This is a genomic window from Brevibacillus sp. GCM10020057 (assembly GCF_042683565.1).
GTDB lineage: Bacteria > Bacillota > Bacilli > Brevibacillales > Brevibacillaceae > Brevibacillus.
On the sequence record NZ_JBHUJW010000023.1, the window covers coordinates 220,086 to 241,074 of the forward strand.

The window sequence follows — 20,989 nt, forward strand, 5'->3', positions numbered from 1 at the left end:
CCTCCTAAATCAGCCTTACCACCAGCTGTGAAATGTTGAAGTCAACGCTCCAAAAAAGTTGATCAAAAGCAAGGCAAACGCCACGATGTTCCACTGCTGCATCCTGCGGATCGGCATTGTGTCCCGGTAGCGCTTGTACAGCCAGAACGAATAGCTGATCAGCACCATGAGGGACAGCACGACCTTGGCGTCCAGCATGAACTTCTCCGGCAGTACCATTTTTCCCCAAATGATGCCCAGCACGATCGACAGCAAGAGCATCGGCACCCCGAGCATGTTCATCCGGTACGCGAAGCTCTCCAGCTGATCCAGGCTCGGCAGCCGCCGGAGCAGCTGCGTCCAGCGCCGTTCCTTGAGCATTTTGTGCTGCAGCAAAAACATCCCGGAAAAAATGAGGGACAGGGAAAACGCTCCGTAGCTGAACATGGCGAGCGTCACATGCGTGAGGAGCAGCTCCGAGGTCAGGATGCTGGAGACCGCAGCAATCGGCGTCTCCGGTAAAAACATCGACATGACCAGGACGACAAACCCAATGATATTGGCAAAAAACTCCAGTAAATCAACCCGAAAAAAATAGTGAATGGCAAGAGACAGACTCACCAGCACCCAGGAATAAAAAAAGAGCGTCTCAAACAGTGTAATGACAGGAAAATACATCTTCGTGATGGTCTGCGATACAAAAAAAGCAGTTTGCAAGGCCCAAACGACAACAAGCAACCCGAAAGCCAGGCGTTTGACTTTCCGGTTGCTTTGCAAGAAGTCGTTAAAATAGAAGAGAACACTTGCAGCGTAGAGAAAGATCGTCAGGTCGTAGATCCATCTCAGCTCGGCCATGCACTCTCTCCTCTCTTTCCCAATCAGTTTCTATCAGTAGCTGCCCGTGATCGGTCTATCCAGCCTACTTACGGACGCGGGATGCCAGCACCTGCTCGCGAGGAGATACTTGTTTGGTTTTCTCATCTGCCCATTTGGCTTCCTGCTGGTCGCGTTCCACGATCTCTTCCAGGGCGAAGATTTTGGAGAAAATCTCCAAAATTTCCTCCTTGTGCTTCGAGGCCGCCATTTCTTTCAGACGCACGACCGGATCATGCATGAGCTGATTGACGATACCTTTGGTCGTCTTGCGGATGATATGAATCTCCCGCTCAGTCAGGTTGGGCAGCTTGTTCTCGATTTTCCGCATCGCTTCCCCTTGTATCCCCAGCGCTTTTTCGCGCAAAGCCGCGATCAGGGGAGCAACCCCCAGCGTTTGATACCAGTTCGTAAAGACGACGATCTCGTCTGCAATCATGACCTCCAGACGTTCGGCTTCGCGCGAGCGCTCTGCCACGTTGCTCGCAACGATGCCTTCCAGGTCGTCAATGTCGTACAGGTAGACGTTGTCCAGATCGTGCAGGTCGGGATTCAGGTCGCGCGGCACCGCGATGTCCACCATGAACAGCGGGCGATGCTTGCGCTTTTTCATGATGGGAGCCAGTTCGCTTTTGCCCAGAACATAACCGCTCGCCCCGGTCGAACTGATGACGATGTCTGCGGTGAGCAGCGCCTCTGGCAGCTGCTCCATCGTACAGGAGTCGCCTTTGAACTTTTCTGCCAGCAGTTGTGCCCGCTCCAGCGTACGGTTCGCAACGATCACCTTGTCCGAGCCGTTGGCGTGCAGATGCTTGGCTGTCAACTCGCTCATCTTTCCTGCGCCGATAATCAGCACGGACTTGCCTGCGAAGGAACCGAAAATCTTTTTCCCCAGTTCGACCGCGGCGTAGCTAACGGAGACGGCGTTTTGCCCGATTGCCGTCTCGGTGTGAGCGCGTTTGGCAAACGTAATCGCCTGCTTGAACAGCGTATTGAACACCGTTCCGGTCGTCTGGTGCTCCTGCGCCAGCAAAAAGGCGTCCCGCACCTGCCCCAAAATCTGCGTCTCTCCCACCACCATGGAGTCGAGCCCGGAAGCGACGCGGAACAGATGGTCAATCGCCTGTTCATTTTCCTTTATATACAAATGTTCTTTGAACTGTTCTTTGTCCACGCCGAACCATTCGGCCAGAAAACGGCGCGTATAGTCACGGCCAATATTGGCCTGATCGCATACAACGTAAATCTCCGTGCGGTTGCACGTTCCGAGAATGATGCATTCCGCGATACTCTTCGTCTGGGAGAGTAGATGAAGAGCACGAGCGGTCCCATCGTCGCTGAACGTAAACTTTTCGCGGATTTCGACAGGAGCCGTTTTGTAGTTGAGTCCCAGCAAAAGAATATCCATAATGTCCTCCCAGAATAACGTGCTTGCATACACCATGAGTAAACGCACTATTATTATAACATTATGTCCAGATTCGACCACGAGTAATTGTGAAAAGTTTTTAACGGAGTGTGCCTTACAAGAAAAACGGCGAAGCAAAGATCGCCCCGCCGCAAAATTCGACTGTCGAAAGTCTTTGCCGCATCGGCTTGCGCTTCGCCGCTGAATGGCTTATGATGCAGGCTAGATAAGAAGATACATAGCTGGAAATACGCCGGAGGGAGAGAAATGAACCGTTGAAGAAACCATGGGTAGCAGACATCACATTGCTTTTGATCGCTTTTATCTGGGGGACTACTTTCCTGGTCGTCCAGCAGGCGATCGCATCGTTGCCCCCGAACACGTTTAATGCGGTCCGCTTTACGATCGCCGCCCTTTTTTTGCTCGTCGTTCACGCCGTCCTGTATCGCCAGCAATGGAAGGCCTGGCGCAAACCGATGCTCAAAGCCGGTGCCATCCTTGGCTTCTGGCTCTGTCTCGGCTACGCCCTGCAAACCGTGGGGCTGCTCTACACGACACCGTCCAAAGCCGGCTTTATCACCGGACTCTCCGTCGTGCTCGTGCCGCTTTTCTCGCTGCTGCTGTTAAAAGATCGGGTCAAGCCAGCCGCCATCATCGGCGTCATACTCGCAGCTGCCGGACTGTACCTGCTGACGCAAAATCAGGAATTTTCGTTCAACCTGGGCGACCTGCTCGTCTTTGGCTGCGCCATCTGCTTCGCCATGCAAATCGTCTTTACGGGAAAGTACGCGCCGCACTTCCCCGCCCTTCCCCTGGCCATCGTGCAGCTGGGCACCGTCGCTATGCTTAGCTGGCTGTATGCGTTTTTCTTCGAGGACTATAGCCGCGCCTTCGATCCGGGCGTCCTGTTCAGACCGGAAGTCGCCCTGGGCCTGATCGTCACCTCGATCTTTGCCACTGCGCTGGCCTTCCTGGCGCAAACCGCCCTGCAAAAGCAGACCAGCTCCACGCGGGTCGCTCTTATTTTTGCCCTGGAACCCGTCTTTGCCGCCTTGACTTCGTTCGTCTTTATTCATGAAGTGCTGAACGGGCGCCAGCTTTCGGGCTGTCTGATGATCTTCGTCGGCATGATCCTCGCCGAGCTGCCGATCCAGGAATGGCTGCGCAGCGGACGCGAACGGAAACAAAAAGCGAGCGGCGGCAGCAAATCTGCCTGACCTCGCCACATGAAAAAAGGTTCCTTCCCCAGTCGGGGAACAGGAACCTTTTTTCGTAACGTAACATCCGGCTAGGTCGCCTTGCGCACTTCCTGCAGCACGGCTTCCACGAACAGGTTCATGACCTGCCCGCACACCTTTTGCGGCAATTTCTCCGTCCGCTTGAGCCATTGCTTCAGCTTGAGCAAGTGATACGCCGCCTGCGTCGTACGCCCGCTTGTGCCCGCCTCGACCAGCCCTGCCGCTGATCTCCCGACTTTGGCCCAATGGCGATACTTTTCCAGCCATGGCCTACATTCCCGCGCCAGCTTCTCGTTGCTCATCCCTTGCAAAAGCTGCTCGGCCGACTGCTCCATCTCTACAAACAGGGCAGAAAGCTGTCGGACAGCCGCTTGCCGGTCTCCCTGCGTAAACTGGAAGCGGAAGCGCAAAAAGGCTTCGATCAGCGCAGGCGATTCGCTCTCGTTCAAAAACGAGCTTTGCACGTTGTCAGCGAAACGCATAAAGGCGGGCGCATCCTTTGGTCCCGCCACTTCCTCCACTGCCTCGATCCAGGAAGTATGCGGATCGTAGCCGTGCGGATCGCGCAAGTACGCCGCCGTCGTAATCAAAGGAATCTTCGAGCATTCCGGCCTGGACATGGCGTTTGCCACATAGCCCTCGGAGTGGCTCCACAGATCGGGATCGCGGTGCCGCAGCGGGCCGATGTGCAGCTCGTTTGCCATTGCCAGATCGTTTACGGGGTAGTTGTCCCAGTACAACGGCTTGTGCCCGGTATACTGCAAAAACCGCAGTGCGTCGCCGTCCGTCAAAAACGGCGAGCAAACAAAGCGGCCGGTCCAGAACAACGCGATCTCCTTGGGCAAATGCAGCCCCAAATGCCGGATATACGGCTCTTTTCCCAGGCCGTTGTACTGTGTCGGGCAAACGATCAGCCTGACAGCATCCGCCCAGCCGCCCATCGCTTCCCATACGCGCAGCGTGACGTCGACATGCGCGGCAGCCAGATGCTCGTACCGTTCCATGTCCGATAGATGCAAAAGCTGCATCGGAATGTCATCGAACAAAAGGCCAAAGCAGCGCACTCCCTGATCGTACATCGCCCGGTATTTGTCTAACAGCAACTCAAGATGCTGCCCGTTGGCGTATTCCATGCCAAGGCCGGGACTCAAGCAGTAGACGAATTGCACATCCACGGAAGCTGCTGCGCGGATCAACTCGCCAAGCTCGGCGAAAGCCGCTTCCGGATGCGGTTCCATCCACTTTTCCCGCAAGTACAGATCGTCCTTGGGCGAGTAAAAGTAGGCATTGTATCCATGCCGGCTCATGAAGCGGATCATGTCCAGCCGCTCGGCATGCGTCCAGGGCGTTCCGTAGAAGCCTTCGATTACACCGCGTACGGCAAAGCGTGCAAGCTCGCTCACGAAAACTTCCCTCCCCTTCCCCTTCGGTATGGGTCACAGCCTTCCGCGCGTCTGTTATTCCTGATTCGCTGCCGGAGCGGACTTCTCGGCAGAGCTGTCCTGTGCTTCATCCGTCGCGAGGCGCAAGCGGCGGAGAATCTCTGCCCACAATTCATCCTTGCCTTGTCCGGTTTCCGAGGAAAACACGATAATCGTGTCGTCGCCGCGCATCTGCAAGTTTTGGCGGATGATCTTCGTATGCTGCAGCCAGCGTCCGCGCGCGATCTTGTCGCCCTTGGTCGCGACGACGACGGTCGGAATCCCGATCTGCTTGCACCAGTCGTACATGGCAATGTCGTCCTTGCTCGGCGCGTGGCGGATGTCCACCAGCTGGATCACGAAGCGCAGCTCCTTGCGGTTTTTGAGGTAGCCTTCGATCATTTTGCCCCATTGTTCCTTGAGCGACTTCGCGACCTTGGCGTAGCCGTAGCCGGGGAAGTCGACGAAATAGAGCATGTTGTTGACGCGGAAGTAGTTCAGCGTCTGGGTTTTGCCCGGGCGGGAGCTGATGCGCGCCAGCCCTTTGCGATTCATCATTTTGTTGAGAAGAGACGATTTGCCCACGTTGGAACGGCCGACGAGCGCGATCTCGTGCAGGCCGTCCACCGGGTACTGCTTTGGTCCTACGGCGCTGATGACAAACTCGGCTGAGGTTACTTTCATTTCTTTTCACCTGCTGGCTGTCTGGTCAACGCGTGTCGCAGCACTTCGTCCAAATGCTCCACGGGATAGAAGGTCAAAGCGTCGCGCACGCTTTCCGGAATATCCTCGATGTCCTTTTCGTTGTCCTTCGGCAAAATGATTGTCGTCAGACCTGCGCGGTGGGCAGACATGCACTTCTCCTTCAGTCCGCCGATCGGCAGCACCCGTCCACGCAGCGTAATTTCGCCGGTCATGCCGACCTCCTTTTTCACCGGAATGTTCGTCAGCGCCGACACGAGAGCGGTCGCCATTGTGATTCCGGCAGAAGGCCCGTCTTTGGGGATCGCTCCCTCCGGCACGTGGATGTGGATGTCGTTCTTCTCGTGGAAATCCGGGTCGACTCCCCACTCGGTCGCGCGGGAGCGAATGTAGCTGAAGGCTGCCTGCGCGGATTCCTTCATCACGTCGCCGAGCTGTCCGGTCAGCGTCAGCTTGCCTTTGCCCGGCAAAATGCTGACCTCGACGTTCAAGGTGTCTCCCCCTGCCTGCGTCCAGGCCAGACCTGTCACGGAGCCGATCTGGTCCTTCTTCTCGGCCAGGCCGTAGCGGTAGCGAGGCTTGCCGAGCAAGGTCTCCAGCGTCTTGGCAGTTACCACCACGCGCTTCTTTTCCCCGCTCACGATGATTTTCGCCGCTTTCCGGCACACATTCGCCGCTTCCCGGTTCAGGTTGCGCACGCCCGCCTCCCGTGTGTACTGGCGCACCAGCTTGAGCATAGCATCCTCGTTTACCTGCAGCTTATCTTTGCCAAGGCCGTGCTCTTCCATCTGCTTCGGCAACAGGTAACCGCGCAGGATGTTCAGCTTCTCCACCTCGGTGTAGCCGGAGATCGAGATCACTTCCATCCGGTCGAGCAGCGGACGGGGAATGGTGTCGAGGCGGTTGGCCGTCGTGATGAACATGACGTTCGTCAAATCGTATGTCTCTTCTATATAATGATCGCTGAACTTGTCGTTCTGGTTCGGGTCGAGCACTTCCAGCAGAGCCGAGGCCGGGTCTCCGCGGAAATCGGAGGCGAGTTTGTCGATCTCATCCAGCAAAAACACCGGATTGATCGTGCCAGCCTGCTTCATCCCCTGAATGATCCGGCCTGGCAGCGCCCCTACATAGGTGCGGCGATGACCGCGAATTTCTGCCTCATCGCGTACGCCTCCAAGGGAAATCCGCACGAACTGGCGTCCCAGCGCACGCGCAACGGAACGGGCCAACGAGGTTTTCCCCACGCCAGGCGGGCCGACCAGGCAAAGAATCGGTCCGCGCATGGCATTGACCAGCTTTTGCACCGCCAAATATTCCAGCACGCGCTCCTTCGGCTTTTCCAGTCCGTAATGGTCTTCGTCCAGCACTTTCTCTGCGTGCTTGATGTCCAGATTGTCCTCTGTCTTCTTCGTCCACGGCAGAGACAGCAGCGTATCGATGTAGGTGCGGACGACCGAGCCTTCCGCAGAAGTGGTCGGCATTTTCTCCAGCCGCTCCAGCTCTTTCTCGATCTTGTTCTTGATCCGCTCCGGTGCGTCCGATTTCTCCAATTGGGCGCGCAGCTCATCGATTTCCCCTTGACGGCCATCCTTGTCGCCCAGCTCTTTCTGGATCGCTTTGATTTGCTCGCGCAGGTAGTATTCCTTCTGCGTGCGCTCCATCTGCTTTTTCACGCGGTTGCCGATCTTGCGCTCCAGCTCCAGCACTTCACGCTCGTTGTTGAGAATGGTGAGCAAGATTTCCAGCCGCTCCTGAATGTTGGTCGTCTCCAGAATTTCCTGTTTGTCCTTCATTTTCAGCGGCAGATGGGACGCGATTACATCCGCGAAACGGCCCGGCTCCTCAATGTCCTGCACGGAAGTGAGCGTCTCCGGGGATACCTTTTTCGACAGCTTGATGTATTGCTCGAAATGGCTGAGGACAGACCTCATCAGTGCCTCGACTTCGTTTTCCTCGGCCTTTTCTTCCTGCAAATATGTAATGGACACGACGAAGTAATCTTCTTTTTGAAGATATTCCTCGATTTTGGCACGCTGCAGGCCTTCCACCAAGACACGGATCGTGCCGTTTGGCAGCTTCAGCATCTGTTTCACGCGCGCAACGGTCCCGATGCTGTAGATTTGCTCTGCATCAGGTTCTTCTATGTGTACTTCTTCCTGCGTCGCCAGCAAAATCTTGTTATCGTCCACCATGGCTTGCTCCAGAGCGCGAATGGACTTTTCGCGTCCGACGTCCAGATGGAGCACCATGGTTGGGTACACAAGCAAGCCGCGCAGCGGGAGAAGCGGTAATTCTCTTCTACCGGAACGTTCGCCCAAGCGGATGCACCTCTCCTTGTTGATCTATCCCTCTTGCCAAGAGTTTCTGCTCATGAGAAAACACGGCTGCCACGTCGCAGTCGCAGCCTTCGCAACGCTTCTATACTATCGCCTGTCACATACGCGTGAGCTTTTTTGGATAGTACATGCAAAAACGGCCTGCGATAGCCGTTTTTGCCCCCGCACCGCGCTCCCATAGCAAAGTGAGCCTGGCGGGACGGCTCCTCTACTCTTTGCAAGCAGAAGCTTTTTTCCATTGTAGCGCAAACAGATAGCGATGTCTAATCTGCGTGCGCTGGCGAGTGTTACAAGGAAAACGGCGACGAAGCCAAATCATCGGCAGGCAACTGCAGCATGAATCCGGCCGTCTCTGCCTCGCGCTCTGCCGCTTCCGGCATGGCCAGCTCGATGACCTGGGCAACCGTCGAGACCGGAATGATCTCGATTCCTTTCATCTCCGCAAAAATGCTTTGCCAATTCTCCTCCGGGATGAGCACGCGGGTCGCTCCGGCCTGCTTCGCCGCCTCGACCTTCGCCACGACGCCGCCCACCGGCTTCACCTTGCCGTGGATGCTCACTTCTCCGGTCATCGCCAGCAGGTTGTCCACCGGAATGCCGCGAATCGCCGAGTAGATCGCCGTGGCAATCGCGATCCCGGCGGAAGGGCCGTCAACGGGAATACCTCCCGGGAAGTTGATGTGCAAGTCGTAATCATACAGTTGCAGCCCCATGCGCTGCAGCACGGTGAGAACGTTTTCCACCGAACCTTTCGCCATCGACTTGCGGCGGATCGTCCGGCTGCGGCTGCCCACCTCTTCTTCTTCTGCCATCCCGGTAATCGACATGCGCCCCTGTCCCGGCACCATCGCAGGCGTCGCGGTCACTTCCAGCTCCATGACAGAGCCCATATTCGGGCCGTAGACCGCGAGACCATTGACGAGACCCACTTGCGGTGTGTCATGCACCTGCTTTTCTGGACGCGGAGATTTCTGGCTGCTGTGCATCACCCACTCCACGTCCGAGGCAAGGATGTTTTTCCGTTCCTCGGTCAAGGCGATCCCGGCAGCAATCTGCAGCGTGTTGATCGCTTCCCTGCCGTTCGTGGCGTAGCGCTCGATTACGGAGACGGCATCATCGTCGATGGTCAAATCCATCTTCTTCACAGCGGTGCGTACGATGCTGCCGATCTCACTCGGTTTGAGCGGGCGGAAAAAGATTTCCAGGCAGCGTGAACGCAGAGCAGCCGGCAGCTCCTCCGGCAGCCGCGTCGTCGCCCCGACCAGGCGAAAATCAGCAGGGAGCCCGTACTTGAACACATCGTGAATGTGCGACGGAATCTGGCTGTTTTCTTCGCTGTAGTAGGCGCTCTCCAGCATGACTTTGCGGTCCTCCAGCACTTTCAGCAGCTTGTTCATCTGCACGGGATGCAGCTCGCCGATCTCATCGAGAAACAGCATCCCGCCATGCGCCTTGGTAACCGCTCCCGGCTTTGGCTGGGGGATGCCTGCCTGTCCGAGCGAGCCTGCCCCCTGGTAAATCGGGTCATGGACGGAGCCAATCAGGGGGTCCGCTATGCCCCGTTCGTCAAACCGCGCAATCGTCGCATCAATCTCGACGAATTTGGCATCTGCGGTGAATGGAGACAATGGATTCTTCTTGGCTTCTTCCAGCACGACCCTCGCTGCTGCCGTCTTGCCGACTCCCGGCGGTCCGTACACGATCACATGCTGCGGATTCGGCCCGCACAAGGCTGCCCGCAGCGCCCGCAAGCCGTCCTCCTGACCGACGATCTCCTCCAGGGTAGTCGGTCTCGTCTTCTCCGACAACGGCTCTGTCAAGGCGACCATCCGCATCCGACGAATCGTATCCAAATCTTTCCGCGCTTCCTTTTCCGTAGACGTTTTCGTATTCCGCTGCGCTCTCAGCAAGTTCCAAAAATAGGTACCAATTACGATCCCAACGACTACCTCAATGACGGCAATAACCAGTGTCGTATAGTCCATTTGAATCCCTCCCATTGCCCCTATGTACAAGCGTCTCTGAACTATATCCTGTAGTATTGCCCCGCAATCGTAGACGTAAACCATTGACCCTGGTGCCGCCAGCCTTGGCGTGCCCGGCTGAAAAGCGAGCGTTGACGCCTCTCTCGCCGTCCGGACGTGAAAAAAGACTGCCCCGATAGCCCGGAGCAGCCTTTTCCCAAAACTTGCTTATGCCGTTTCCCCGCGAACTTCCCGACCTTCCTTGGTCATGAGCTGCGGCTTCACTTTGTCGCGTACGGTTTCTTCTGTAATGACGCACTTGCTGACGTCATCGCGTGACGGCAGTTCGTACATCATGTCGAGCATGATCTGCTCGATGATGGCACGCAGACCGCGCGCGCCGGTGTTGCGCTTGATCGCTTCCTTGGCGATCTGCAGGAGCGCTCCCTCGTCGAATTCCAGTTCCACGCCGTCGAGGCTGAGCAGCTTTTGATATTGCTTCACCAACGAGTTCTTCGGCTCGGTCAGGATGCGCACGAGCGTCTCCTCATCCAGCGGCTCCAGCGTAGCCAGAACCGGCAGACGACCGACGAACTCGGGAATGAGACCGAATTTCAGCAGGTCTTCCGGCAAAACGTGCTTCAAGTATTCGCCGGCTTTCAGATCGCCTTTGACACCTTCCGTGAAGTCGGCGCCGAAGCCGATGACCTTTTTGCCCAGACGGCGCTTGATGATCTGCTCGATCCCGTCAAAGGCACCGCCGCAAATGAACAAGATGTTGGAGGTGTCGATCTGGATGAACTCCTGATGCGGATGCTTGCGTCCTCCTTGAGGCGGAACGCTTGCCACCGTGCCTTCCAAAATTTTCAGCAAGGCCTGCTGTACGCCTTCTCCGGACACGTCGCGGGTGATCGAAGGGTTCTCCGACTTGCGCGCAACCTTGTCGATCTCGTCGATGTAGATGATGCCTTTTTCCGCTTTCTCTACATCGTAATCGGCAGCCTGGATCAGCTTCAGCAAAATATTTTCCACGTCTTCGCCCACGTAACCGGCTTCCGTCAGGGAAGTGGCGTCCGCGATGGCAAACGGCACGTTCAGGATGCGCGCCAGCGTCTGCGCCAGCAGCGTTTTCCCGCTTCCGGTCGGCCCGATCAGCAGGATGTTGGATTTTTGCAGTTCCACATCCTCGATCTTCGCCCCGGAATTGATTCGTTTATAGTGGTTGTACACCGCAACCGACAGCGATTTTTTCGCCAGATCCTGGCCAATGACATAGTCGTCCAGGATTTTGCGGATTTCAATCGGCTTAGGAATTTCCTTCATGTCGATTTCTTCTTCGGTGCCCAGCTCTTCCTGCACAATTTCATTGCACAGTTCGATACACTCGTCACAAATGTATACGCCTGGACCGGCTACCAGCTTGCGCACCTGCTCCTGGGACTTGCCGCAGAAGGAGCACTTCAGTTGGCCTTTGTCGTCGTTAAACTTAAACATGCGCTTCACCTCACAACGGGTCAGTTTTTGCGTTCAATAATCGCGTCAATCAAGCCATAGGCCTTCGCTTCTTCTGCGCTCATGAAATAATCGCGGTCGGTGTCCGCTTCTACACGTTCATAGGGCTGACCTGTCCGCTCCGACAAAATCGTATTCAACTGGCGCTTGGTTTTCAGAATCCAGTCCGCGTGAATGCGAATGTCCTCTGCCTGCCCCCGCACGCCGCCGAGCGGCTGGTGAATCATGACTTCACTGTTCGGCAAGGCATAGCGCTTGCCTTTTGCTCCTGCCGCCAGAAGGAATGCTCCCATGCTCGCAGCCATCCCTACACAAATCGTGGAGACGTCCGGCTTGATGTACTGCATCGTGTCGAAAATCGCCATCCCCGCTGTCACGGAGCCGCCGGGAGAGTTTATGTACAGAGAAATATCTTTGTCCGGATCTTCTGCCTGCAAAAACAGCAGTTGGGCAACGACCAGATTGGCGACCTCATCATCAATCTCTGTGCCCAAAAGAATAATCCGATCCTTCAAGAGGCGCGAGTAGATATCATAGGAGCGTTCGCCTCTGCTCGTTTGCTCAATGACTATAGGGATCAACATATGTATGTTCCTCCTTTGCCGAAAAGAACCTTGTCAAGGGATTTCGCGGCTGTGCGACCTCGTCTTTGCAGTGAGAAGGCGGATGAAACAGTCTCGGGTGGAAAAACAAGGCACGAGCGTATCGTGCCTTGTGATTTCCTCAAGATGGCAGCCAGGCGAACCCGGCGGCCGGTCAATCATTCACTCTTCCTAAGATTATGCACTTACTTTGTTTTCTGCAACCAGGAAATCTACTGTTTTGCGAATTTGCACGTCGCGGTACAGAGCAGCCAGGCCATCTTGCGCGGAGAAGATTTTGCGCAGCTCGTCAGCAGGGCGGCCATATACGCCAGCCAGCTTGTTCAGCTCTTCGTTTACATCTTCTTCGGTCGCAACGATGTTTTCTGCTTTACCGATTGCTTCCAGCGTCAGGGATGTACGCACGCGGGAGGTTGCGTCTGCACGCAGTTGGTCGCGCAGTTGGCTTTCATCCATGCCGGAGAACTGGTAGTACAGGTCCAGCGTCATGCCTTGGTATTGGAGGCGTTGGCCGAACTCGCTTACCATTTGATCCAGCTCGTGCTCGACCATGACTTCCGGCAGGTCGATTTCAGCGTTTTCCGCCGCTTTCAGAACGAGCTGCTCGCGTACGTATTGTTCTTTGTCTTGCGCTGCTTTTTCTTCGAGTTTTTTCTTGGTGTCCGCTTTCAGCTCTTCCAGCGTGTCGAACTCGCTCACGTCTTTGGCGAACTCGTCGTCCAAAGCAGGCAGGTTTTTGCGTTTCAGGCTGTTCAGCTTCACTTTGAATACCGCTTCTTTGCCTGCGAGGTTCGGAGAGTGGTATTCTTCCGGGAATGTAACGGTGATGTCTTTTTCTTCGCCTACGTTCATGCCGACTACTTGCTCTTCAAAGCCGGCGATGAATGTGCCGGAGCCCAGTTCCAGCGTATAGTCTTCCGCTTTTCCGCCTTCAAACGCTACCCCGTCCTGGAAGCCTTCAAAATCGATGACGGCCAGATCGCCGTTTTGCGCAGGGCCTTCTTCTACGGCAACCAGTTCAGCATGACGCTCCTGCATGCGCTTCAGCTCTGCTTCGAGCGCTTCATCCGTAACGGTGAAGTCTTTTGCTTCGATGCTCAGATTTTTGTAGTCGCCGAGCTTCACTTCCGGCTTCACGGTTACCGTCGCTTTGAAGATCAGGTTTTTCCCTTTCTCCATTTGCGTTACGTCCACTTCCGGACGATCAACCGGCTCGATGCCTGTTTCTTTCACAGCTTGTCCGTATGCAACCGGAAGCAAAATGTCGAGTGCTTCCTGATACAGCGATTCTACGCCAAAACGCGCTTCAAACATTTTGCGCGGAACTTTCCCTTTGCGGAATCCGGGAACCTGAACCTTGTTCACTACTTTTTTGAACGCTTGGTCCAGTGCTGCATCTACTTGCGAAGCATCTACTTCAACTGTCAGGACTCCCTGGTTATTCTCTACCTTTTCCCAATTTGCTGCCACGTAAACTTCCCCTCCTAGATTGGATCAAAGAACACCGTCAGCCGCACGCCGCTTGGGCACTGCGGGCTCGGACGATAATATTCTAGCCATTATAACCATTCTAGTATAGCATAAATCTTTTCTTTTTCAACAAGCAGCTCCATCAGCGCCGCAAAGTGTACGTCCCGCCCAGGCTCGGAACCGCGTTGCCGTGATGATCGTAGAACGCAACCGACACGGTGACGGTCTTCGCAGTCGCACCCGTCTCCTCCAGAATCGCGTAGGTCGGGACGTCAAAGCCGCGCGGCAGCTGCAGGCTGCCCGGGTTGAGGAACAGGATGTCGCGCTGCACGCCGCAGACCGGGACGTGGGAATGGCCGAAGACGACGACGTTCGCGCCCGTCTCCTCCGCACGGTAATGCAGCCGCAAGAGGGAGCTTTTTACCCCGAACAGATGTCCGTGGGTCTGCAAAATGTGCAGATCGCGCCATTTCGTCTGCTGCTCGACCGGCACGTCCCTGGCCGTATCGCAGTTGCCGCGGACGAGCGTCATGCGGGAAAACGGCTCGCGTGAATGGTCGACGCAAAAATCGCCGCAGTGCAAGATGCGATCCACCTGATGTCGGTCAACCGCCTGTTTGACTTCCCGCACCAGGCCATGGCTGTCGCTCATGACGAGAATCCCCATAGCACACTCACTCCCCTGATTTCTCTATCGACGAGAAGCTTTGTTCACCCGCGAAGGATCGCGAGCAATTGCTGCATGGCCTGCGCCCTGTGACTGATCCGGTTCTTTTCCTCCGGCGGCAGCTGGGCCATCATCTTGCCTAGCTGCGGCAGGTAGAACACGGGATCGTAGCCAAAGCCGTTCGTTCCGGCCGGCTCGCGGGCAATGACGCCTTCGCACGCCCCCGCAGCGATCACCGGCTCCTCGCCGGGTACGACGAACGCCAGCGCGCAGCGGAAGCGGGCGGTGCGCTCGGCATTCGGCACGGCATCCAGCTTTTGCAAAAGCTTGCGCCAGTTTTCCTCGTCCGTTGCGTCCTCTCCGGCATAGCGCGCAGAGTAGACGCCCGGCGCGCCATCCAGCGCATCCACTTCCAGACCGGAGTCGTCGCCGAGCGCAGGCAAGCCGAGATATGTAGAAATCGTCACAGCTTTTTTGACCGCGTTGGCTTCAAATGTGTCCCCGTCCTCCACCACTTCGGGCACTCCTTCATAATCGGCAAGGCTGATCCCTTCCCAGCCGAGAGGGGCGAACAGCCGGTTAAACTCTCTTACTTTTCCCTGGTTACGCGTGGCCAGGACCACCTGCTTGCGTTCAGACATGGCTCTCCTCCGCTACGCTGTCCGCAAATGTCAGCGGCACGTCTGCCAGCGCCTGCTTCTGGCTGGCGATGAGCTGGTCGATACCCGATTTGGCGAGCGCGATCATTCTCTGCAGCTGATCGGCGGAGAATGGGGCGTCTTCCCCTGTCCCTTGCAGCTCGACAAACTTGCCTTTGCCTGTCATGACGACGTTCATGTCGACCGTCGCTGTCGAATCTTCCTTGTAGTTCAAGTCCAGCAAAGTGTCTTCTCCGATGACCCCGACCGAAGTGGCAGCGAGAAAATCATGAAGCGGCAGCTGTTTCCATACGCCGCTGTCCACGAGCTTCTGCATCGCGTCGACCATGGCGACGAACGCTCCGGTGATGGACGCGGTCCGCGTTCCGCCGTCCGCCTGGATGACGTCGCAGTCGATCCAGATCGTCCGCTCGCCCATCGCTTCCAGATGAACGACAGAGCGCAGCGCTCGCCCGATCAGGCGCTGGATTTCCATCGTCCGTCCGCCCACCTTGCCTTTGGATGACTCCCGGGCATTGCGCGTTGCTGTCGCACGCGGGAGCATGGAGTACTCGGCAGTGATCCATCCCTTTCCGCCGCCACGCATGAACGGCGGCACCCGATCCTCCAGGGTTGCCGTGCAAATCACCTTTGTATCTCCTACTTCGATCAGGCATGATCCTTCGGCGTGTTTCATGTAGTTGCGCGTAATGGTAACGGGGCGCAATTGGTCATGGGCACGGCCATCCACTCTCATTCCAAGTTCCTCCTAAAATCACTATAATGCACTTTGCTCATTATACCAGACCAAAGAAACGCTCTGCCACCGAACATATGCCCATGCGCTATTTGCCTTTATTGCAAATATTCGCATGAATCGGCAGAAAAAAGCCACGCTCGCAAAACGAACGTGGCCTGGCCGTGCCCCGGGTCAAAACTGGAGCGGATTGAGTTGCACCGGACGGCTCACCGGCTTGGTGTAGTCCCCGTTGGACAGCGGCTTTCCTTCGACCAGCAGCTGGACATTCGGCACGCCGGTCGTCTCCGTCAGGGACAGGACGAGGGATTCGAGGGCGTCCGGGTTGGCTGCCTTGCCGTCGTCGTATTTGAGAATGTCGCTGCTCAAATTGACGGTGAGCAAATCTTTCTCCTGCTTCACATCGAGTACGCGGGTCGTGCGCAACAAGGAACTGAACAGCTGCGAGCCTTCCTTCGGCCCTTTGATCAGTTCCTCTACAGTCGCCTTGGCGATGTCAGCTGTAGCCGGGACCAGTCGGGTGACCGGCACGAAGTACGTGCGGGCATCGTCCAGCTGGCCCTGGAAGAACACGGTGACAGCCGACGTATTGCCGGGGGTGGCGCCATCGGCCAGCTCCAGGTTGATGCCGTGGGCGCGGTCCAGCTGCGTAATCGGCGTGCTCGCCGCCGGCATTTCCTTCAGCGGCGTACCGTTGACCCAAATCTGCACCGTCTTCACGTTGCCAAACTCGGTCAGAGCGCGGGTCACGGCATCGAGAATCCGTTTTTCATCCTGCGGGTCGTACGATTTGAACTCTTTGGAAAAGTCGACGGTCGCCACGCCGTCTTTGATGACGAGCCCTTTGACCTCGGTGCCCTGGGGCAGAACGGCCTTGAAGCCTCCCTGCAGCATGCTCTCCACCGGCCCGCCCTTGACCATGTAGCTCAGCACCTGTTTGGCAACGCCCTCTACTTTGGGCAATGTCAATGAGACAGGCACGACGTACCCGTTGGCATCCAGCAAATAGACCGTGCGCTCCACAGTTGTTGTCACGGCGGGCTCTGCCCCTTGCGCTGGGCTGTCATTCGGCTCGGCGGTATCCGGCAGACCTGCGGCTACTTGCGACTGTGGCGGAGCATCGATACTGGTCGCTTCCTTTTCCGGGCCAAAGAGACCGCAGCCTGACAGCAACAAAGCGCTGACCCCTAGCACAGCTGTCGCTTGGCTAATGCTTCGTATCTTCATTTCCCAGCCCTCCTCGAGACACTTTGTACTACCATGTATACGAGCAGGGCTTGGGTTTATGCGTTGAAAGTCGGAATTTGGCCGGATGAGGCGCAGCTGGCTTCTGCCCTTTACGGCTGATACGTTTTTTCCAGCAGCGAGTGTTGCTCTGCCTGCACCCGGCAGCCGAGCCATTCTTCCGCAATCGAACGGAAGCGGTCCGGGTCACCGCTCGTCACGAACAGGTGCTCCGGTGCCGCCACCCTGGTGCCGGACGGGACTGCGGCCGGTTGCGGCCCAAGCAGCTCAGCCAGTTCGCGCGCCGTCTCTTCGGCGGAGCTGATCAAGGTCACGCGATCCCCCATCACTTCCTGGATGACCGGCGCGAGCAGCGGGTAGTGCGTACAGCCGAGAATGAGCGTGTCCAGTTCCTCGCCTGCGAGCGGGAGCAGCGTTTCCCTCACCACGCGGCGCGCTTCCTCCGTGTCTGCCATATGGTTTTCGACCAGCGGGACAAAGGCCGGACAGGCGAGGCCCGAGACTGTCAAATCCGGGCGGACGCGCAGCAAGGCACGCTCGTACGCCCGTGTGCGGATCGTCGTCTCCGTGCCGATGACCCCAATATGACCGCTTCTGGTCGCCTTGACGGCAGCGCGCGCGCCAGGCTCGATAACGCCGATGACCGGAAGCGGCAAATACTCCCTGACATCTTCCAGGGCGACGGCGGTAACGGTATTGCAAGCGATGACCAGCGCTTTTAGCGGTGTTTTCATCACAAAATCAATCATTTGAAAACTGTAGGTACGAATTTCGTCCGGTGATTTGGAGCCGTACGGACAACGGGCATTGTCTCCCAAGTATACGATCCGTTCCTCGGGCAGCTGACGCATGACTTCCCTGGCTACGGTCAATCCTCCCACTCCTGAATCAATGACGGCTATCGCTCGCTCTCTACTCATGCAAATGTGTCTCCCCTGTTGTGATGAATATAGTACAGCATACCACTCTGACATGTGTGCTACTACCATATGCACAGTTTAAATTTCTTGTACTCCGCGAATGCCGCACACCCGCTGGGCACTTTTCATACGTTGAGAGGGAGAAAGACCTTTGGCAGGAGGAGTTTTCTTGGAAGAGCAAACGAGACAGCTGCTGGATTGGAGCCAGTGGGGCCGCCAATGGATTGAACAACTGCGCGACCGCAAACAATTGAATCGCGAGTTGGAGCGCCATTTGCACAAATTCGAGGAGACGTTTACCCAGTTGGGCAGAATGGCTGCCCGCCTCACCTCCGACAAAGAAAAGGAGGAGCTGCCCCTGTTGATCGCCCGGGCGGAAGAAATTCAGGCCCGGTTTCACCAGTTCCTGCGGCTCGCGCAGTTGCATGAACCGGATGCCGCAGACGCAGTCGCAACGCCGGTCTCATACCCGCAGCAGCGCGAACCGGTTCCCGTCGCCCGCCCGCTCGCTGCGGGAAGGCACACCCTCCCCCCGCTGCCGTACGACTACAACGCCCTCGAGCCGTACATCGACGCCGAGACAATGCGCATCCACCACGACAAGCTGCACAAAAAGTATGTGGACGATCTGAACGCGGCAGAACTGAAGCTGGCGGAGGCGCGGGCAAACGGAAATTTCGACCTGGTCCGCCACTGGGAGCGGGAGCTGGCCTTCAACGGAGCCGGGCATTACTTGCACACGATCTTCTGGCCGTCGATGAGCCCGAATGGCGGAGGGGAACCGGCGGGCGATCTGGCTGAGGCGATCAACCGCTACTTCGGCTCTTTCGCTGCATTTCGCAACCATTTTACGCAAGCCGCAAACAAGGTGGAAGGGCCCGGCTGGGCGATCCTCGTCTGGTCGCCGCGCGCACAGCATCTGGAAATCTTGACGGCGGAAAAGCACCAGAACCTGTCGCAATGGGACACGGTTCCCCTGCTCGCCCTCGACGTCTGGGAGCACGCCTATTTTCTCCCCTATCAAAACCAGCGCGACAAATACGTGGACGCCTGGTGGAACGTCGTGAACTGGCGCTACGCCGAGGAGCGTTTCGATAAGGCCCGCAAGCTGCGATGGCAGCCGTATTGAACGAAAGCCCCTGTCTCTCCTGCGGCCAGGATGGAAGGGGCCTTTTGCGTTCTGGATCAATCCTGCGCCCGATTCCATGTACTGGGCAAACGGGACGGCCGATGGTTTATACCGGCGCAAACCCTGCCTGGCTGACAAACAGCTGATCGGCGGAAAAGCAGCGCGACAGCCGCTCCAGCACGAGGCGGCAGGCCTGTGGATCGTACCATTCCCCCAGCCCCAGCTCCTCGTATTTTCGCTCAATGCCAAGGGTGCGCGTTCGTTTGCCGCCGCTGCCGTCGCCCATGAAATAATCGTCCACGCAGACGCGGCTGACGAGCGGAGCCAGCAACTCCGGAAAGGCTTCTGTGCTCGGCAGCAGCGGAGCGATGGTCGCCTGCGTCGGTATGCCAGCCTCTTTCAGGAGAGCGAGTGTGCGCAGCCTGGCGGCAATCGGGGGTGCCTTGGGAGAAAACTGTTTGCGGATGTCGTCGCGGTCCGTCTCCACGGTCATGCTGACCCGGACGCGATCGCCCAGCTGCTGCAGCAAATCGATATCACGAGCCACGAGCGGGCTGCGCGTCTGCACGAATAAAAAATCGGGCTGCTCCTCTGCCATGACCGCAAGCAGCGACCTCGTCACCTGCTCCCGGTACTCGACGGGCTGGTACGGGTCCGTGCTAGAAGACATGAAGATCGTGACTCTCCCCCTGGCCTTGGTACGGACCAGCTCATTGCGCAGAAGGGGGGCTGCATCTTTCTTGATGTCCACCCACGTCCCCCATTCCTCTGCCCGAAACAACGACACCGGCATCCGCCTCACGTAGCAGTAGGAGCAGCCAAATGTACAGCCCGTATACGGATTGAGCGAGTGGGTGTAGCCTGCCAAATATCCGGTTCCTTTGTTCAGCAGCGTTTTGGGGCGCTTTTCCCCGATCTGCCAGCGCATGCTTGGCTCCCTCACTCCGTGCCTGCCTCTCCCTGCTCAAGCCGCAGCAGCCTTTCCTTCATCGCCAACCCGCCGCGGTAGCCGGTCAACGCCCCGCCTTTCCCGAGCACCCGGTGGCAGGGCACCGCAATCAGCACCGGGTTCGCACCGATTGCCGCCCCGACCGCGCGCACGGCTGCCGGCTTCCCGATTTTCTCCGCAATCTGCGAATACGTCCGCGTCTGCCCGAACGGGATCGTGCAGAGCGCTTCCCACACGGCGCGTTGAAACGGTGTGCCGCAGACGTCGAGCAAAAGCGCCTGCGTATCCCGCTCCCCGCGCAAATACGCGAGCAACGCCGCGACATACGGCTTAAGCCGCTCGTCATCCCGCACCAGCAGACTGCCGGGCATACGGCGTGCCGTCCATGCGGCCAGTTCGTCCAGTGGCATGCCCTGCGAGCCGACGAAGCACAAGCCTCGCTCGGTCGCAGCCACGTGCAGGCTCCAGTCATCCTGATTCAGCACGGTCCAATAAACAGGCATTTTTTTCTCATTTTTCATGAACGAACACCTCTGCAGACGATTGTTTCTGGTTCATTTGGCGATACTCTGTAGGAGTACGCCCTGTAAATTTTTTGAACAGGGTCATGAAGTATGGCGTATTGTGCATCCCGACCATGCTGCTGATTGCAGCGACCGATTCGCCTGTACGCACGAGCAGTTCCTGCGCCGCACGTATTCTCGTCTGCTGCACGTATTCCACCGGCGTGACGCCTGTGATTCGCTTGAAGGTGCGATGCAAGTGGTAAGGGCTTCCGTGGCACGCGTCTGCCAGCATTTCCAGCGTCAGCCGCTCCCGGAAATGGTCGTCGATATACTGCGTGATTTGCTCCACCCACTCACGGTCTGGCAGGCGCTGTCCTGTCGGCTTGCACCGCTTGCACGGACGGAACCGGGCAGCCAGCGCCTGCCGGGCATTCGCAAACACCTGCACATTTTCCCTGTTCGGCGCCTTGGACTTGCAGGACGGCCTGCAAAAGATGCGCGTGGTCTTCACCGCATAAACGAAGCTTCCGTCGTATGCGGCGTCATTGCGAATAATCGCCTGCCATTTCTCCTCCGTCAGCTGCTGGGCCATGCTGTCTGCTGCTTCCATGTTCCTTCCACCTCCACCGTCAGTATAACCGCTGGAAGGGCACTCTGTACGGTTTTCTGGATG

The 20,989-nt window shown here is 57.2% G+C and carries 19 protein-coding genes; 2 read left to right on the top strand and 17 right to left on the bottom strand.

Annotated elements, in window-relative coordinates; translation table 11 throughout:
* Positions 1-15: 15 nt before the first annotated feature.
* Together ACFSO0_RS08000 and hemA are read right to left on the bottom strand one after the other, a co-directional pair.
* Complete coding sequence (locus tag ACFSO0_RS08000; protein ID WP_376878704.1) at positions 16-834, bottom strand: cytochrome C assembly family protein; 819 nt, start codon at positions 832-834, stop codon at positions 16-18.
* Positions 835-898: 64 nt separating this feature from the next.
* Positions 899-2,260, bottom strand: coding sequence for a glutamyl-tRNA reductase (hemA, locus tag ACFSO0_RS08005; protein ID WP_376878706.1), 1,362 nt, complete (start codon positions 2,258-2,260; stop codon positions 899-901).
* A gap of 275 nt (positions 2,261-2,535) precedes the next feature.
* Here hemA and ACFSO0_RS08010 point away from each other — a divergent pair, with 275 nt between their 5' ends.
* A complete protein-coding gene (locus ACFSO0_RS08010) occupies positions 2,536-3,477 on the top strand; it encodes a DMT family transporter (protein ID WP_376878708.1) in 942 nt (313 codons plus the stop codon).
* Positions 3,478-3,548: 71 nt separating this feature from the next.
* Here the strand turns inward: ACFSO0_RS08010 and ACFSO0_RS08015 are convergent, their stop codons facing one another.
* The 12 genes from ACFSO0_RS08015 to racE form a co-directional block, all read right to left on the bottom strand.
* On the bottom strand, positions 3,549-4,901 hold the full coding sequence (locus tag ACFSO0_RS08015) for a protein O-GlcNAcase (RefSeq protein ID WP_376878710.1): 1,353 nt from the start codon (positions 4,899-4,901) through the stop codon (positions 3,549-3,551).
* 54 nt (positions 4,902-4,955) lie between these two features.
* On the bottom strand, positions 4,956-5,603 hold the full coding sequence (gene yihA / locus ACFSO0_RS08020; protein WP_376878712.1) for a ribosome biogenesis GTP-binding protein YihA/YsxC: 648 nt from the start codon (positions 5,601-5,603) through the stop codon (positions 4,956-4,958).
* Positions 5,600-7,939, bottom strand: coding sequence for an endopeptidase La (gene lon / locus ACFSO0_RS08025; RefSeq protein ID WP_376878714.1), 2,340 nt, complete (start codon positions 7,937-7,939; stop codon positions 5,600-5,602). The genes yihA and lon overlap by 4 nt, the downstream gene beginning before the upstream one ends.
* 305 nt (positions 7,940-8,244) lie before the next feature.
* Complete coding sequence (gene lonB, locus ACFSO0_RS08030) at positions 8,245-9,942, bottom strand: ATP-dependent protease LonB (protein WP_376878716.1); 1,698 nt, start codon at positions 9,940-9,942, stop codon at positions 8,245-8,247.
* Between the two features lie 207 nt (positions 9,943-10,149).
* Entirely contained in the window at positions 10,150-11,415 is a 1,266-nt protein-coding gene (gene clpX / locus ACFSO0_RS08035) for an ATP-dependent protease ATP-binding subunit ClpX (protein ID WP_376878718.1), read from the bottom strand.
* A gap of 20 nt (positions 11,416-11,435) precedes the next feature.
* Positions 11,436-12,017: an ATP-dependent Clp endopeptidase proteolytic subunit ClpP gene (gene clpP / locus ACFSO0_RS08040; protein ID WP_376878720.1), complete on the bottom strand. Its 582-nt coding sequence runs from the start codon at positions 12,015-12,017 to the stop codon at positions 11,436-11,438.
* A gap of 195 nt (positions 12,018-12,212) precedes the next feature.
* Positions 12,213-13,505, bottom strand: coding sequence for a trigger factor (gene tig, locus ACFSO0_RS08045; protein WP_376878722.1), 1,293 nt, complete (start codon positions 13,503-13,505; stop codon positions 12,213-12,215).
* 142 nt (positions 13,506-13,647) lie between these two features.
* The gene (locus ACFSO0_RS08050; RefSeq protein WP_376878724.1) at positions 13,648-14,172 is read right to left on the bottom strand and encodes a metallophosphoesterase; all 525 of its coding nucleotides are present in this window, start codon (positions 14,170-14,172) and stop codon (positions 13,648-13,650) included.
* A gap of 44 nt (positions 14,173-14,216) precedes the next feature.
* The gene (locus ACFSO0_RS08055; protein ID WP_376878726.1) at positions 14,217-14,813 is read right to left on the bottom strand and encodes an XTP/dITP diphosphatase; all 597 of its coding nucleotides are present in this window, start codon (positions 14,811-14,813) and stop codon (positions 14,217-14,219) included.
* Positions 14,806-15,567, bottom strand: coding sequence for a ribonuclease PH (gene rph / locus ACFSO0_RS08060; RefSeq protein WP_376878728.1), 762 nt, complete (start codon positions 15,565-15,567; stop codon positions 14,806-14,808). Before rph ends, ACFSO0_RS08055 begins: the two co-directional genes overlap by 8 nt.
* A 174-nt stretch (positions 15,568-15,741) precedes the next feature.
* Complete coding sequence (locus ACFSO0_RS08065) at positions 15,742-16,794, bottom strand: GerMN domain-containing protein (RefSeq protein WP_376878730.1); 1,053 nt, start codon at positions 16,792-16,794, stop codon at positions 15,742-15,744.
* 110 nt (positions 16,795-16,904) lie between these two features.
* Positions 16,905-17,732, bottom strand: a complete 828-nt coding sequence (gene racE, locus ACFSO0_RS08070; RefSeq protein ID WP_376878732.1) for a glutamate racemase — start codon at positions 17,730-17,732, stop codon at positions 16,905-16,907.
* A gap of 169 nt (positions 17,733-17,901) precedes the next feature.
* Between racE and ACFSO0_RS08075 the strand changes: the two genes are divergently transcribed.
* Positions 17,902-18,861 (top strand): superoxide dismutase, encoded by a 960-nt coding sequence (locus tag ACFSO0_RS08075; protein ID WP_376878734.1) that lies wholly within the window; start codon positions 17,902-17,904, stop codon positions 18,859-18,861.
* Between the two features lie 106 nt (positions 18,862-18,967).
* Here the strand turns inward: ACFSO0_RS08075 and ACFSO0_RS08080 are convergent, their stop codons facing one another.
* Genes ACFSO0_RS08080 through ACFSO0_RS08090 form a run of 3 tightly spaced genes read right to left on the bottom strand, consistent with a single transcriptional unit; the run spans position 18,968 to position 20,926 of the window.
* Positions 18,968-19,789 (bottom strand): SPL family radical SAM protein, encoded by an 822-nt coding sequence (locus tag ACFSO0_RS08080; protein ID WP_376878736.1) that lies wholly within the window; start codon positions 19,787-19,789, stop codon positions 18,968-18,970.
* Between the two features lie 11 nt (positions 19,790-19,800).
* Positions 19,801-20,331 carry a methylated-DNA--[protein]-cysteine S-methyltransferase gene (locus ACFSO0_RS08085; RefSeq protein ID WP_376878737.1) on the bottom strand — a complete coding sequence of 177 codons (531 nt, stop codon included), beginning with the start codon at positions 20,329-20,331 and terminating at the stop codon, positions 19,801-19,803.
* Positions 20,321-20,926: a bifunctional transcriptional activator/DNA repair enzyme AdaA gene (locus ACFSO0_RS08090; RefSeq protein WP_376878738.1), complete on the bottom strand. Its 606-nt coding sequence runs from the start codon at positions 20,924-20,926 to the stop codon at positions 20,321-20,323. Before ACFSO0_RS08090 ends, ACFSO0_RS08085 begins: the two co-directional genes overlap by 11 nt.
* Positions 20,927-20,989: the final 63 nt, after the last annotated feature.

Coding starts and splice junctions, on each gene's coding strand:
- ACFSO0_RS08000 (WP_376878704.1), bottom strand. CDS start 834: ATGGCCGAGCTGAGATGGATCTACGACCTGACGATCTTTCTCTACGCT.
- hemA (WP_376878706.1), bottom strand. CDS start 2,260: ATGGATATTCTTTTGCTGGGACTCAACTACAAAACGGCTCCTGTCGAA.
- yihA (WP_376878712.1), bottom strand. CDS start 5,603: ATGAAAGTAACCTCAGCCGAGTTTGTCATCAGCGCCGTAGGACCAAAG.
- lonB (WP_376878716.1), bottom strand. CDS start 9,942: ATGGACTATACGACACTGGTTATTGCCGTCATTGAGGTAGTCGTTGGG.
- clpX (WP_376878718.1), bottom strand. CDS start 11,415: ATGTTTAAGTTTAACGACGACAAAGGCCAACTGAAGTGCTCCTTCTGC.
- clpP (WP_376878720.1), bottom strand. CDS start 12,017: ATGTTGATCCCTATAGTCATTGAGCAAACGAGCAGAGGCGAACGCTCC.
- ACFSO0_RS08050 (WP_376878724.1), bottom strand. CDS start 14,172: ATGGGGATTCTCGTCATGAGCGACAGCCATGGCCTGGTGCGGGAAGTC.
- ACFSO0_RS08055 (WP_376878726.1), bottom strand. CDS start 14,813: ATGTCTGAACGCAAGCAGGTGGTCCTGGCCACGCGTAACCAGGGAAAA.
- rph (WP_376878728.1), bottom strand. CDS start 15,567: ATGAGAGTGGATGGCCGTGCCCATGACCAATTGCGCCCCGTTACCATT.
- ACFSO0_RS08065 (WP_376878730.1), bottom strand. CDS start 16,794: ATGAAGATACGAAGCATTAGCCAAGCGACAGCTGTGCTAGGGGTCAGC.
- racE (WP_376878732.1), bottom strand. CDS start 17,732: ATGAGTAGAGAGCGAGCGATAGCCGTCATTGATTCAGGAGTGGGAGGA.
- ACFSO0_RS08080 (WP_376878736.1), bottom strand. CDS start 19,789: ATGCGCTGGCAGATCGGGGAAAAGCGCCCCAAAACGCTGCTGAACAAA.
- ACFSO0_RS08085 (WP_376878737.1), bottom strand. CDS start 20,331: ATGAAAAATGAGAAAAAAATGCCTGTTTATTGGACCGTGCTGAATCAG.
- ACFSO0_RS08090 (WP_376878738.1), bottom strand. CDS start 20,926: ATGGAAGCAGCAGACAGCATGGCCCAGCAGCTGACGGAGGAGAAATGG.